The sequence below is a fragment of the Cyanobium sp. WKJ7-Wakatipu genome, from assembly GCF_024345355.1.
GTDB lineage: Bacteria > Cyanobacteriota > Cyanobacteriia > PCC-6307 > Cyanobiaceae > Cyanobium_A > Cyanobium_A usitatum.
This window is the reverse complement of record NZ_JAGQAY010000003.1, coordinates 1-13,117: the sequence shown is the minus strand read 5'-3', so window position 1 is coordinate 13,117 and position 13,117 is coordinate 1. Positions and strand designations below refer to the sequence as shown.

Annotated in this window: 16 protein-coding genes; 1 reads left to right on the top strand and 15 read right to left on the bottom strand. The window is 60.7% G+C overall.

Features of this window, described 5'->3' with window-relative positions; genetic code table 11:
* Positions 1–22: 22 nt before the first annotated feature.
* From KBY83_RS02270 to KBY83_RS02210, 13 genes are all read right to left on the bottom strand, one after another.
* The gene (locus KBY83_RS02270; protein WP_255018126.1) at positions 23–1,363 is read right to left on the bottom strand and encodes a DUF6880 family protein; all 1,341 of its coding nucleotides are present in this window, start codon (positions 1,361–1,363) and stop codon (positions 23–25) included.
* A gap of 4 nt (positions 1,364–1,367) precedes the next feature.
* On the bottom strand, positions 1,368–1,790 hold the full coding sequence (locus KBY83_RS02265; protein ID WP_255018125.1) for a type II toxin-antitoxin system VapC family toxin: 423 nt from the start codon (positions 1,788–1,790) through the stop codon (positions 1,368–1,370).
* A 13-nt stretch (positions 1,791–1,803) separates the two neighbouring features.
* On the bottom strand, positions 1,804–2,088 hold the full coding sequence (locus KBY83_RS02260) for an AbrB/MazE/SpoVT family DNA-binding domain-containing protein (protein WP_255018124.1): 285 nt from the start codon (positions 2,086–2,088) through the stop codon (positions 1,804–1,806).
* A 75-nt stretch (positions 2,089–2,163) separates the two neighbouring features.
* Positions 2,164–2,400 carry a helix-turn-helix domain-containing protein gene (locus KBY83_RS02255; protein ID WP_255018123.1) on the bottom strand — a complete coding sequence of 79 codons (237 nt, stop codon included), beginning with the start codon at positions 2,398–2,400 and terminating at the stop codon, positions 2,164–2,166.
* Complete coding sequence (locus tag KBY83_RS02250) at positions 2,400–3,182, bottom strand: KilA-N domain-containing protein (protein WP_255018122.1); 783 nt, start codon at positions 3,180–3,182, stop codon at positions 2,400–2,402. The genes KBY83_RS02255 and KBY83_RS02250 overlap by 1 nt, the downstream gene beginning before the upstream one ends.
* A complete protein-coding gene (locus tag KBY83_RS02245) occupies positions 3,179–3,466 on the bottom strand; it encodes a hypothetical protein (protein ID WP_255018121.1) in 288 nt (95 codons plus the stop codon). Before KBY83_RS02245 ends, KBY83_RS02250 begins: the two co-directional genes overlap by 4 nt.
* A complete protein-coding gene (locus tag KBY83_RS02240) occupies positions 3,466–4,047 on the bottom strand; it encodes a hypothetical protein (RefSeq protein ID WP_255018120.1) in 582 nt (193 codons plus the stop codon). Before KBY83_RS02240 ends, KBY83_RS02245 begins: the two co-directional genes overlap by 1 nt.
* A complete protein-coding gene (locus KBY83_RS02235; protein ID WP_255018119.1) occupies positions 4,040–4,276 on the bottom strand; it encodes a hypothetical protein in 237 nt (78 codons plus the stop codon). Before KBY83_RS02235 ends, KBY83_RS02240 begins: the two co-directional genes overlap by 8 nt.
* Positions 4,273–4,998: a hypothetical protein gene (locus KBY83_RS02230; protein WP_255018118.1), complete on the bottom strand. Its 726-nt coding sequence runs from the start codon at positions 4,996–4,998 to the stop codon at positions 4,273–4,275. Before KBY83_RS02230 ends, KBY83_RS02235 begins: the two co-directional genes overlap by 4 nt.
* Before the next feature lie 120 nt (positions 4,999–5,118).
* Positions 5,119–5,814, bottom strand: a complete 696-nt coding sequence (locus KBY83_RS02225) for an XRE family transcriptional regulator (protein ID WP_255018117.1) — start codon at positions 5,812–5,814, stop codon at positions 5,119–5,121.
* Positions 5,815–6,033: 219 nt separating this feature from the next.
* On the bottom strand, positions 6,034–6,414 hold the full coding sequence (locus KBY83_RS02220) for a VRR-NUC domain-containing protein (protein WP_255018116.1): 381 nt from the start codon (positions 6,412–6,414) through the stop codon (positions 6,034–6,036).
* Positions 6,415–6,453: 39 nt separating this feature from the next.
* Positions 6,454–6,723 carry a Txe/YoeB family addiction module toxin gene (locus KBY83_RS02215; protein ID WP_255018115.1) on the bottom strand — a complete coding sequence of 90 codons (270 nt, stop codon included), beginning with the start codon at positions 6,721–6,723 and terminating at the stop codon, positions 6,454–6,456.
* Positions 6,720–6,962, bottom strand: coding sequence for a type II toxin-antitoxin system Phd/YefM family antitoxin (locus KBY83_RS02210; protein ID WP_255018114.1), 243 nt, complete (start codon positions 6,960–6,962; stop codon positions 6,720–6,722). The genes KBY83_RS02215 and KBY83_RS02210 overlap by 4 nt, the downstream gene beginning before the upstream one ends.
* Positions 6,963–7,394: 432 nt before the next feature.
* Here KBY83_RS02210 and KBY83_RS02205 point away from each other — a divergent pair, with 432 nt between their 5' ends.
* A complete protein-coding gene (locus KBY83_RS02205; protein ID WP_255018113.1) occupies positions 7,395–7,568 on the top strand; it encodes a hypothetical protein in 174 nt (57 codons plus the stop codon).
* Positions 7,569–7,578: 10 nt separating this feature from the next.
* On the opposite strand, the gene KBY83_RS02200 is transcribed toward KBY83_RS02205, so the two are convergent.
* Complete coding sequence (locus tag KBY83_RS02200; protein WP_255018112.1) at positions 7,579–11,235, bottom strand: tetratricopeptide repeat protein; 3,657 nt, start codon at positions 11,233–11,235, stop codon at positions 7,579–7,581.
* Complete coding sequence (locus KBY83_RS02195; protein WP_396093304.1) at positions 11,235–12,926, bottom strand: tetratricopeptide repeat protein; 1,692 nt, start codon at positions 12,924–12,926, stop codon at positions 11,235–11,237. Before KBY83_RS02195 ends, KBY83_RS02200 begins: the two co-directional genes overlap by 1 nt.
* Positions 12,927–13,117 lie beyond the last annotated feature (191 nt).

Sequence of the window (13,117 nt, the reverse complement as noted above, 5' to 3'; positions counted from 1 at the left end):
GATTTAGAACCGATCAGATCATTCATCGCTCCATCAGCTTCCAGAACCCCCACTTCGCTCCATAGATGTCGTACAGGCGTTCCACATAGGCCGAGTGATCTAGATGCCCTTGCCAGTCATCAATGCGGCCAGCCAGCTGTTCGCAGGTGCGGAGGTGCTCGGCGGCATAGCGGTAGCGATTGGCGCGGCCCATCCATAACGCAAAGAACACCATTGGTCGTAGCAGCAGCGTGGCAGCCAGGGGATGGGCGGCACTGAGGCGCTCGGCGGCGGCGCTGTGAATCGTGTAGGCATCTCCCTCCCACTCGTCCTCATGGGCCAGCACATGGCGTGCGGCGCGGGCGAGTGCCGGCCATTCCACCAGGAAGTGCAGGCCCAGCAGGCTGATCGGATGCTGCTCGGCCACCTGCAGGGCCCGCTCTTCCGCTTCCACATCCTCAAAGTCTTCAAGGCGTTTGAGGTAGTCGCGCAGATGCGGGATCGAGAGGGTCCTGCTGAACCACTGCCAGCGCATCTCCTGGGCTTCCGCCTGCCGGTTCAGGGCCTCAAGCACGGCGACGCGGCTGTCGTGCCACTGCCCATCCGCAAGACCTACCGCCTCTTCCGTGGCTCCATCGAGGATCTCTAGGGCCTGTTCCGCCCGCCCGGACGCCAGCAGGTGTTGGGCCACGCTGGCGGCGATGTCACGCCAGCGCAGATCTTCGGCATCGAACTGGGCCAGGTAGCCATCAACGTCACCACGGGCTATGGCGATCTGAAGAAGGTGGGTGTTGCCGTCGCAGGCGCAGTGCTGGCGGCAGTAGCTCCCCAGCAGCTTCAGGCCCCAGTCGCCCAGGGCGTCTTTCAGCGCTGGCACCAACGCATCGAACTGCTCAAAGGTGTTCTCCGCCAGTAGCTCAGCGGCATGCTGCGCCAGGGTTTCAGGCTCCAGCTGGGCGGCCTGGGCCAGCGGTCCCAGTTGCTTGGCTGCCCGTTCGAACACGCCGATCACTACTCCGGTGCTGTCTGTGCAGCGCTCCAGCACTCCCTCGGAGAGTTCAAGGAAACGTCGCAGGAGATCAAAGGCCTGCTTGGGATCTCCGGCCGCGATCGGACCGGTGATCGCCTGGAGCTGCGCCTCCAGATCGGCTACGAGGGCCTTGCGTCTGGCCGAATCCACAAAGGTGGTGGCCCGATCGATCGCGGTTAGACGTTTGCGCACTTCATGAACGACTCCATCGATCCCCTCGCCAGCGGCCAGGGCAAGGCGCAGCCGCCGCTGGATCACGGCGTTGCCACCGCTCACCTCGATCAACAGCTCCGCCAGCGCTGCAGCACCAAGGGTTTCTAGGTTCTTGGCGTTGAGGGTGCGCTTGCTGGCCACTGAGCTACGACAGGGTGGGACTCAAACCCAGGACAGTGGCGGCCTGTTGCATCCGAATATCGAAGCTGGCCAGGTGGCTGCAACGGCTGTGCAGCGCCACCGCCAGATGCAAGGCGTCACCGGCGCGCAGGCCGAGGGCCGGATCCTGGAGCAGCTCGGCCGCCTGGCGAAAGCGGCCGCGATCAAGCGAGCGCAGTTCAACTCCGCCCTGCAGCAGGCGCTCGAATTGCTCTCCAGCGGCCAGGCGTGCTTCAGCACTGAGGCCGTGAAGACGCTGCTTCATGCCCAGGGCGCTGTGGGTTTCGGTGATCAGCCAGTCGCTGCTGATCAAGAGTTCGCAGGACTGCGCAAACCAGTCGAGGGCGCGCGAACTGCTCTCTTCCGGGGTCAGCAGAGCCACCACGACGCTGGTATCGAGATAGATCATCGATGGGTCAGCGTCACCAGCGTTCACCGCTACGGCATTCCTCGATCACAGAAGGGGTCAAAGGCATGGTTGCCTGCAGCTGGCGCAGATCACTGGCCAGGGCAGAGCGATCCAGCTTTCGCAGAGGCTCCAGGCTCAGGCGGCCGCCTGGTCCAACGACGATGTCGATCTCATCGCCTTCCTGCAGCCCGGCCTGACGCAGGCAATCGGCCGGGAGCCTCACCGCCAGGCTGTTCCCCCAGCGGCGGATCGCCTGCGGGAAGTGCTGGCTGGCGTCAGCTGAACGGCCTTGAGGCATGGACTGGGTCAAGGAACGCCTTGGGCCGTTCCCGGCCACCCGTAGAGACATGACTCTACGTCCGGTTTGTGGTTTTCAGTGCTGGAGATGCCGCCGGCTCCACCCAGTGATGGTGGCCTCCACGTTCTCCAGGTGCCACTGCAATGGCCCCCGGCCCTGGGTGCAGCCCCAACGCCTGTAGTGCTTGCCCGGGGTTAGCACCCCTCGCAACCGCAGCTGGCGGAGGGTTTCGCGGCTCATCCCCAGGGCAGCGCAGGCTTCTGCTGTTGTGACCCAGACCCGCTGGCGGGTTGGCGTTGTGGCGGTTTCCATCAGCTTCCTGCCAGCTGGGCGCGGCAGCGCTTGAGGGTGTCGATCAACCAGGAGCGGCGATAGCTCTTGACCTGGCGCGGTGCCCCGTCAACAAATTGTTGGCGGCGAGGGGGTTCTTCTTTGAACTCCTCGCGGTAAGCCCTGGCAACGAGCTTGCCGGCTGCGCAGAACTGGTTGCGCGGCAGCGCTTGCTGGAACACCTCCAGCCAGGCATCCCCCAGGGTGAGCTCCTCGTCAGTCGGGGCCCCCGACAGCAATCCCGAGCTCGCGGTCAGCACGTTGCTGCGCACGATGTCCTTGAACAAAAGCTCGTCGCGTTGATCCAGGCCGCCGAGCCGCTCGAACAGTCCGATGCTGCGTTCCACCAGGGCGATCACCTCGGCTTCCCGCAGCCGAAGCGGGGTCGTCTCCACCGGTGTCGGCTGAGCTTGCTGGATGCTCTCCAGGAACCAGCCGTCCATCCACACAGCGAACGGTGCGCTGATCCAGCGAGCCAGGTCGACCGCGACTTGGGGATGGACCCAGGTGCCCTGGTGAGAACCCCCTTTCAGACTGAGACACAGGCTGGAAACGGGAATTCCCGTTTCGGTGCAGAGGGCCTCCAGGTAGGCCGTCGCGCGGTCGGTACGCCAGTAGTCGTTCCACTGTTTGCCGTTGGCCTTGCATATGGCGGTGGCGTTGACGTAGCCGTCGGTTGTGCGCCGAGAAATTGGCGTGCCGTTCCAGCTGCGGGAGACCAGGGCGTTCTGGTCGACGGGGGCGAAAGGCGTTGAGCTGTTCATCGGTCTGACAACGGTTGGAGAAGTGGGACCCCCGCGGCGCTGAAGACGGCATCGGGGCGGAAGTCATGGCTGCTGCTGATCACGGGCCGTGGCGGCACCGGCCCGGCGATCACCACCAGCAAGGTGCTGAGCTGAAAGAGAAGCCCCAGCAGCACCAGCAGACGCAAAGCGTTGAGGCTGCTGACGCTGACCGCGACGGCGGTGGGCCGGCGGGTGCGGCAGAAGGAAGGCAACTGGGGACGGGGTCTGGCGGCCCCGTTGCTGCGCACGTGTGGCGAGCCCATCAGAAGGGGGCCTCGTCGTCGTCATCAACAGCCCAACCGGATCCGTTGCCCGCACCCGTGGTGTAGCCCTCGACTTCTTCAAACCCGTCGGTGGGATCGATCTGCTCGTAGGGCACGAACTCGACGACCTGAACGGCGCGGGGCTGGAAGGTCATGCCGCAGCCGTTCTCCCCGTCCCAGTCGTAGATGTCAAAGGCGACGACCACCTTGGAGCCATTGCCGATGGCGGCCCCATCCCAGGGCTGCTTTTTGGCATCGACGATGCGGGGCCCCTCAGAAAGAGAGCCGTCGCGCCGCTGAAACTGCGGCACCTTGAAGCGCACCACGGTGATCTCGCTGGGCTTCTCCTTGTCGTGCTTCCAGGGGAAGCCCTTCTCGGCGCGGCGCTTGCGGCTGCCATGCAGGGCGATGAACTGATCCTCCATCGCCAGCAGGAAGGACTGGGCCCTCTCATCGCTGTTGGGAAGGAGAAGGTCGGTAGTCCAGGCCTTGGGTTTGCTCTTGTCGAGCTGATGCCTGGGGGTGATCAGGTGGGCCCAGCGCACCTCGGCGAGGGGGCTGCGAAAGATGTCCTTAGCCATGGGTTGAATCGGGGTGAACGGTGGAAATGGGCTGTTGATCGAAAGGGGGGAGGGGCGGCAAGCCAAAGCGCTCGCGCAGCAGGTGATGCACCGCCCCGCTGGCCGAGAGGTTGTGGCGCTCCATCACCTCTCGGACGCGCAGGTACACATCGGTGCGCACCTGGGTCTGGATGAAGTGGCGGCCAGCCACTGAGCGGGGCTGCTCGCCGTAGCGACGAAGCCCTTTCATGGCTCTGCCGGCGCCGCGGCGCCATCGAGGCCGTGCCCCTCGCACTCCTCAAGGAAGTGATCGATGAAGGCGGCGTGCTGGTGCTGGGTGATGCGATCACCGATGGAGCGGGCATTGCGCGGCACCTGGAAGTGCTCGCGGAACGCCTTGGTCAGCTCCTGGCGAGCTGCCTGGGGCAGGGCGAGGATCCGCTGGTGGGTGGCCTCGATCTCCTGGGGCGTAAGCGGCTCCAGAGCGACATCGAGGTCAACTGCTGGGGCACCCTCTTTCTCCTTGCTGGGCTCAGGCACGGCCGGAGCACCAGGAACCCCGACAGATGCGAGGCTATTTGCCCCTTTCCTCTCAGGCTCTACAGGCTGAGCCTGTTTGGCCAAAGGGATGCCCAGCAGCATGGCCAGCATCCAGCCGGAGGCCCGCAGCAGGTCGTCGACCTCGTCGGCCCACTCCTCGCTGGTGACCTCAGCTCCACCGGAGTGCATCACGGTGACCCGCAACTTGTTGCGGCCGCGGATGTCGACCAGCTGGGCACTGAAGGCAATGCCTGATGCAAAGGCCGGTCTGGCTGCTTCGACCACGGCAGCCAGATCAAGGGATGGAACGGCCTGCACCTGCTCCTGAAAGGAGGCCAGGGCGACGGTGAGAGCTCGCTCGGCACTGCCCTTTTCGTCGAGCAGTTCAAGAGCGTCGGTTGGCACGCCTGCGCGTGCGAGGGATTGGGTCATGACATCAGAGAGCCGGGCTTGTGCCCGCTGGCCTGAACTTAGCGGCTTGCTAACGCTAGGCGCAACCCCTGCCAGGCTCGGGTCTGTCCTGGCGGCCATGCTGAGGGCTGCCAGGCGGGCCTAGATGATTGGATTCTCTTGGTCCCAGAGGACGATCCAGTCTTCGGGCATGAAGAACTCCCCCTCCAGCCATAGCTGCGAGAGTTCTGCCGGGCTGTAGTCATCCACAGCCAGCACCTCGCGGAATCGCTTCTGATGCTCCGATGGAACGCTGGCCTCTAGGAGCTCAAGAGCTTCGGTGACATCAAAGCCGCGCTCTTTGATGACTCGGCGCACGTACTGCCGCCACTTCTGACACAGCTCCTCCGCTCGCTTGGCACTCAGCGTCGGGGCGGGAGCGGTTTGATAGGTGCTTGGCACAGGCACATAGCCGATGTAGCAGCTCCAGAAGTCCACGGCATCCCAGAGCTTGCCGTCATCGCCGTGCAGGGGCTCAGCATTCTTCAGCTGGTCCTTCAACCGCTGGGACTTGACCGGACCCCAGTCCTTCTCCTCCAGGCGACGGTTGAGCTCCTCGAGCTGGAAGAAGGCCTTCTGGCGCAGCTCGCCGGCTTTGCCCTGCTCGATCACCGAGAGGTTGCCGTAGGAGATCACCTCGAACTTGGCTTCCGTGCCCCACTCGCAGGCGGTGTACTGGGTCCAGCCGTTACGGCGCCGCCAGTTGAGCAGCATCTTCCCGAAGGCTCTGCGGGACTCGTCCTGCCAGTCCAGAACGGCCTGGCAGGTGCGCTTGACGGGCTGTTTTGCTTGTGCCATAGCCCAATCCTAAGCGCTCCTTGGCACTGCTAGCCAGAGCTTGTTACGGCTTGGCGGACTGTTTTCGGTGGTTTCCTGGCTCGGCCAAGAGCTGTTTGACCTGTTGGCCAGTCAGAACCCGGCCCGTCTGGGCCTGGAAGCTCAAAGCCAGCGTGTAGGGATGGGCGCCGGGATAACGGCTGGCCAGAACCTGCAGCTGCCGGCGCAGTTCGGGTCTGTTCATTGGCCCGACCCGGCCATGAGATTCAGGTCCAGGACGGCTTGAGCCTCTGCAATCGAGCGGCAGACCGAGCCCAAGCCGCCAAGCTGCTGCACCAGCTGCAGAAAGGCCCGCTGCTCGGGGCTGACGATTCCGCAGTCCGTTTTGATCTCCAGGGCAACGAACTGGGCAATGCTCTGACCGACCAGCTCGGGCGTGATCTCCAGTGAGCGCAACCCGATCAGGTCGCTGCTGCCCTTGCACAGCCCGAATCGCACGAAGCGCCCCTGCTGGTCGACCAGGGCGCCGGTGTTGTTGCGCCAGAGCCGCACCGGTCCGCGGCCGCAGGCCAGTCGGATGCGCTGCTGGATCTCGTGTTCGCTGGGCGAGGAGGAGGCCATGCCTCCTGTTGCCGGGCTGGTTGTCAGCGAACGGCACGCCTACTCGTAGTGGGTCCAGAGGCGCAACACCTTCACGATCCGCTCCTCCTCCAGCACCTGGTAGACGAGCCGGTGCTGGATGTTGATGCGCCGTGAGCAGGCTCCGCGCAGCTCCCCGACCAGGGCTTCATAGGGCGGTGGCTGCCGATAGGGGTCAACGGCCAGGAGTTCCAGCAGGGCCTGGGCTTTCTGCTTGAGCGCCGGATAAGCGGAGGCGAGCTTGCGGGCGTCCTTCTGGGCCTGCCTGGTGAACAGAACCGTCCAGCTCACCAGCCCGTTTCGCTGCTCAGCTCCGAGACCTCGGTGGCCATGCCTTCCAGGATCGATTCGCGCATGCCTGGAATCGAGACCAGATGCAGGGTCTCCTGGATGGCGCGCCAGTCGTCTTCCGAGAGCAGGACGGCATTGCCTCGCTTGCCGGTGATCTGCAAGGGCTCGTGGGACTGGCCCACCTCGTCAATCAGGGCGTAAAGCCGCTTGCGGGCTTCTGTGGCTGAAACGGTGGCCATGGCGTTCCTACTGCCCGTACGTCAAAGCGTACCACTGCTGGCCATGCTGTGCTGCGCCTGTGCAGAATTGCTGAAGTCCGCGCCGAAAGCCGGCCGAGGCGGCTACTCGATGGGGGGGTGCTCCGTTTGAGCATTGGCCATCGCCGCCTTGGCGTGCTTGTGGGATGTCGGTTCACCAGGCCTTCTGCTGGCTGGTGCCCCTATTGCGAATCACGCTGACGCAGAGCTGTTAGCCGACGGTGACGGGGTTAGCGGCAGCGGGTGGGGCGGCGTCGAGGGACAATGAACAGATCAGCGTTCTGGCTACGCAATTCCTGGCTCTATCCTGAGTCCTTTTAACTGGTCAGAACGTTGGCCCATCAATTAACGATCTGCATCCTGCGATGTCGCTGCGGCCATTCGTTCAGTCAACATAGTTGAGAGCTGAACAAGATGGTGGTGACGAGACATCAGTTGAACGAAGGCGGGATTATCGGGATTCGCAGCCTCGAAAAGCGCTTGACTAGCGGTAATGTCCGCAATTCTCTGAAGCTCTTGGTCGATGCGGATTATGGCCTTGCAGTATTCATCAAAGTTCATGATGGCTATGCCCAAGTAAACGCCTGAAGTGCCCTAATCATAGGTCTTGCTCGATGAAACGCATCAGTTCTTCGGCATCGTCAGCCAACTTGCGGTCATCTTCATCTGGATCGTCAAGACGGGCCATGCTTCCTTGCAGTTCCTCCAGAAGCGAGAGTGCTTCTTTATTGCGGTCCAGCTTGTGGAAAACCTGGGCTAGATCAAGCCGTTCACGATTAGTCCATCCGGCATCTGGGCCTTCGTAGGTAAGGCAGTGATCAAGAGCCTGCTGTCCGTAGTCCACGGCTTGCTCGAGCTTGCCAGCTTCTTCCAGCGTTTTGGCCAGGATTCCTAGTACCCGGCCGATCTCGAAATCACCAGGCTCCAAGACCTGCTGGCGGGCCGCCAACAATTCACGGAAGAGAGTTTCTGCTTCCTCCAACTCTCCGTTTTCACGCAGGGCGATCGCTAGGGCTTCGATTGATTCCAATGTGCCTGAATCTGTGTCGTTATGATGCTGGCGGCGCCAGGCCAATTCGCTCCTAAGTAGCTCTATCGCTTCTTCGTAGCGCTCTTGAGCAAACAGGCACCACCCCAAACCAGAACTAGTGGCCACTGTGGCGCTATCATCATTCCCTAAAGTCTTCAGCTGCCCTGCAAGGGCTTCCCTATAAAGCTGCTCGGATTCCTGCAATTCATCGGCACAGTAGAGATCTTTTGCCAAGTGGTGGATCGAAATGAGGGTGCCAGGAGCATCCCGGCCATCTTGCTTTGCCGCCAAGTCGAGTTCTTGGCGGCGTAGAGGAATGGCCTCTTCGTAGCGTTCCTGGTCAGAGAGCAGATTGGCCAGAAAGAACCGGCTGTTCCTTGTATCAGCATGGCCAGGACCAAGCAACCGATCCCGAACTTCTAGGCAATCGGCATAGCATGATTCTGCTTTATCATGGTTTCCCATGATTTTATAGAGTTCGGCCAAATTTGCCTGGATCGTAGCGGTAATGGGATGGCAATGCCCGCGCAATCGACGATTGACTTCGTAGCACCACAAAAGCAACTCCTCGGCTTTTATGTAATCGCCCATCCGAAAATGAACAGATGAGAGGTTGACCTTGCTGATAATTGTTGATTCATCTTCCTTTCCCACCATTAATTCATTTTGCAGCACGCATTCGCTTAGCAATTCTTTTGCTTCCGAAAATCGCCCAGTATCCACAAAGGCCGACGATAGATTGTCGAGAACAGTCAATCTATTCGGATGGGCGGCCATGCCCGCCTCAAGCATCAGCTTATTGCACTCCTCGAAAAGCGACTCAGCCTTCTCATCTAGCCCCATTTCGTTGTACACACGACCCAAGTTGTTTAAAGTGGCTAAAGTTTTTGGGTGCTGCGCGCCCAGGATATTCCGGCGGTCGGACAAACACTTCAAATATGCCTCCTCGGCTTCTTGGTGCATCCCCAGGAGTAGCGTCGCTCCTGCAAGTTCATGGTATCTGTCAAGCAGTTCATCTTGGCTTGCACTTTCGTTTGTCTCTGTCAAATCAACAGATAGCTTCCGAAGATCAAGCAGGAGGCTGCTGTGAAATCCCGCAGACAGCATGAATTCCGCAATCGCATCCACAAACCATCTCAACTTCTCAATATCTTCACTTGAATAGCGCCCCTGATCTTCTTCCTGCCTCGCTGCAATTCGCTCAAGCTCCCATCTAATCTCTTCGAGGACATTGCTCTCGAAATCATCTTGGTCTGACTGGATTAGCGGTTCTACGCTGCGCCAGTAGTCTGCTGCTTCTAGTTCGCCATTGTAAAAACTAAGCAATGCCAAGTACGCAGGTTGAACAAGGTGGCTCTTGAGTTCGGTAAGTCGGCCGGCTTGTACTAGCTGCCAAGGATGTTCTCTGGCAAACTCCTCGTCCAATTTCCCCTTGGTCTTGTGCCAATCTGCTAATCCGCTATGGGCCTCATGTTGGTCCTCATCTGTCGACAGGTAGCAGTTCTTCACCGCCCTGCGCAGATAATCATGGTCAAACACCAACCGATTGCCATTCCTGCCGAATGAACCCTCCAGCCCAAGGTCAATCGGCGCCCACTGCAGCGGTTTCACTTTGGTGACCGCCAGCAGTTCCGTTTCGCTCAACCCAGCGCGGCTGGCCCACAGGGTCGTCATCACCTTCTGCACTGGTTCGCGGCCCACATCCAACTCGAGTCGCTCCAGCGCTTTGGAGTAGAGCGCATCAACAGATTCGGCCTCGAGGTAGCCCTCAAGCTGTTGCGCCAGCGTTTCATGGCGACCGCAGGCACGCAGCTCATCGAGCACCACTCGCAGAAACAATGGGGAGCGTGCCGGCTCGTGCTTGAGGATCTTTGTCTCAAGCTCCGGCACGAGAGTTTTGTTGTAGCGCTGCATGTATGACTGGATCAGAGCTTTTTGCTCCTCCAGTCCAAGCGGTCCAATCGTTAGGGTGGTGTACTGCCGCTCTTGCAGGATCGTGCGGGCCGGGCAGTCCAGCGTGCTGATCACCACATGCAGCTGAGTGAACAGTTGCAGCGGTAACCAGGGCAGGGCCTGTTGGTTGTCCTCAGGTAGACGGTCAAGTCCGTCAAGCACCCAGATCCAGCGCCGCTCATGTTGCATGCACCAGTCGCTGAGCTTCCCGAGGGTCACTGTCACGGTGTTGACCAACTCCCAGTAGTCATGGGGGACCTTGATCGGTTCAAGCAGCTCCTCGGCCATCAGCTTCGAGGCTGCCTGCACCATCCGCGCCAGCATTGGCTCCAGCGCATTGGCGTCGTTGCTGCAGCCCAGGTGGTGGGCAAACACCACATCCCCTGGATGGCTCTGTTGATGCCGCTGCATCCAGTTGGCGATTAGTGCGCTCTTGCCAGCACCGGATTCCCCGGTGATCAGGATCCGTTGCTCGCCGGCGGCGATCCACTGCTCCAGCTGCGACACCTTCACGCAGGCTGTGCCGCCGTCTTCATACAGGTCGGTGCGGGCGCGGCGGTAGCTGGCGTGTTTGCGCTCCTCCCGTTCCAGCGCGTCGGGCTGATCGATATCGGGGAACTGCTCCTCGATCAGGGCCCGCAGGTCTTCGCCGATCCTTCTGGCTAGGGTCTCGGGATCGGGTAGATCCTTCTCCACCACAGGGAAACCGCTGTCGCGGATGCGTTGCTTCAGATCGGCGAGTTTCTCGGCTTCCTCGTCGTTGTCGCAGACAAAACCGGGTTCGCTCTGCTTCCAGCTCCAGGCCGGGTCGCGGAAGTAGAAGAAGGCTCGGCCCGCCATCTTCGGGTTGCGCAGCACCCCGTGCAGGATCTCCAGCTCGGTGACGCTGCGGCGCCCCAGGTGCTCCTCCACCCAGGGCTCATCAAACAGCACCACGCGGTTATCGACGTCATCCGGCGGCACCCAGCCGTAGCGCTCACCGAGCAAGCCCACGAAGTACGGCCGGCAGCGGTTGATCTCCGCCAGGCAGATCGGCAACACCTTGCCCTGACGGCTTTCCTCCTCGGTGATACCCCAACGCAGATCAACCTCCACTACCTCCACACCCCGCGCACGGGCCTTGCGACGCAGCTCCGGGAACACCTGCTTGACCAGAAGGTCGCGCTCCTCCATGAAGTCGCGGAAGGTGCTGGAGAGAAAAACCCGGATGACGCGGTGGAGAGGCTCGCTCGTAGTGTTTGGAGAACTTGATGGAGAGCCTGTGCCGGGCATCAGAATTCCTCCGGTGGCGCCGCTTCGATTTGCTGCAATAGCTCCTCGGCCTCACTGAGCAGCTCGCGGTCGTGGTCATCGGGCTCGTCGTTGCGGGCCATGGATTCTTGGAGCTCTTGGAGCAGAGCTCTGGCCTCTTTGAGGCGCCCCAGCTTGTGCAGCACGCGGGCCAGATCGAAGCGTTCGCGATTGGTCCACCAGGCATCGGGGCCTTCGTGGGTCTGGCGGTGATCAAGGGCCTGCTGGCTGTAGGTGAGGGCTTCCTCCAGCTTGCCGGCTTCTTCCAGTGTTTTGGCCAGGCCGCCGAATGCCCGGCCGATCAGGAAGTCACCGGGCTCCAGCACTTGCCGGCGGGCTGTCACCAATTCCCGGAGGAGTGCTTCTGCTTCCTCCAGGGCGCCGGTTTCGCGCAGGTCGATCGCAAGGGCGTTGATGGAGGCGAGGGTGCCTGGATCGGTGTCGCCGTTCTGCTCGCGGCACCAGTCGAGTTCACAACGCCGCAGGGGGATGGCCTCTCCATGGCGTTTCTGCTGGGAGAGCACATCGGCGAGGTTGTAAGCAGTGATGAGTGTGTCGGCGTGGTCGGCGCCCAGGGCCTGCTCACGGCCCTGCAGACAGCGCCTGTAGAGCGACTCCGCCTGCTCCAGTTCTCCGAGTTCGTCGTGGAGGGACGCCTGGTTGCTCAGCTGGGTCAGCACCTTGGGATGGTTCTCGCCTAGTTCAGCGGCCAGAGCCTCTTGCGCTTCTTGCGAGAGCGCTAACGCCTCCCGCTGTCTGCTCAAGGTTGAGAGCGCATCCAGAATCTCGCGCAGCGATACGAGGGTTTCGACATCGGCGACGCCGAGTTCTTGTTGTCTCTGGCTCAAGCAGCTTGTCAGCACCTCCAGAGCTTCCTCTGTTTCACCAGCAGCCAGCAGATCGCAGCCAAGGCCGTGCATGGAGATCAGCATGTTCTTGGCATCCACCTCGACATTGGCCTGGCACCAGGCCAGCTCTACTCTTCTCAGCTCGATCGCCTCGTCGTAGCGCTCCTGCTCACTCAGGCAGCGGGCCAGGCCGTACCGGCTGGCCATGGTGGCGCCATCGTCGTCGCCCAACGCAGCAATTCGCCCTGAAAGAGCTTCTCGGTAGAGGTGCTCAGATTCCTGGAGTTCATCGGTCCAGTAGAGGTCTTCAGCCAGCTCGTGGATAGAAGTTTGAGTACTCGTTGCAATTAAGCCATCGCGCTTGGCTGAAAAAGCAAGTATCTGCCTCCTGAGAGGGATAGATTTGTCGTAAGTCTCAAGATCTGTGAAAACCCTTGCCAGAACCTTGCGAACATCATTGACCTCCGGATGATCCAATCCAAGCTTTCTTTCACGTATTCTGAGGCAGTAAGACAGCATATTGCGAGCAAGAAGAAGCTTGCCTGATATCCGGAACAGCTGGCCCATTCGAACGTATATCGAGATCATCGGCAAACTGCCGACACCCCTATTTCGCTTGACGACAGATAGGGACTTAAGATAACATGATCTGGCTTCGTCTAGGCGATTTAGACACTGGTAAGCCCAGCCCAATCCTTCGTAAATGGCTGAAACCCAATCATCACTAGGCCCCAGTGCTTGATTGGCCAACCCAAGACAGTCAAGATATATTCTGACTGCTTCCTCGTACTCACCGTTGTCACAATATGCACCAGCCTGATTCATCATTAGAAGTATGAAATCTGGGTTTAAGGGCACCTCGAAAAATCGCAAGACCGCTTGATAGCGACCGAATTTGAATTATACTAAGGCTTCAAGATTACATGCTTTCCATGGGCCAGCGAGGTTTCTGGGACGAACAACAAAGAGTTGCAAAGCTCCAAGAGAAGAAGCCTGTTCTGACGCGTCTTACTGAA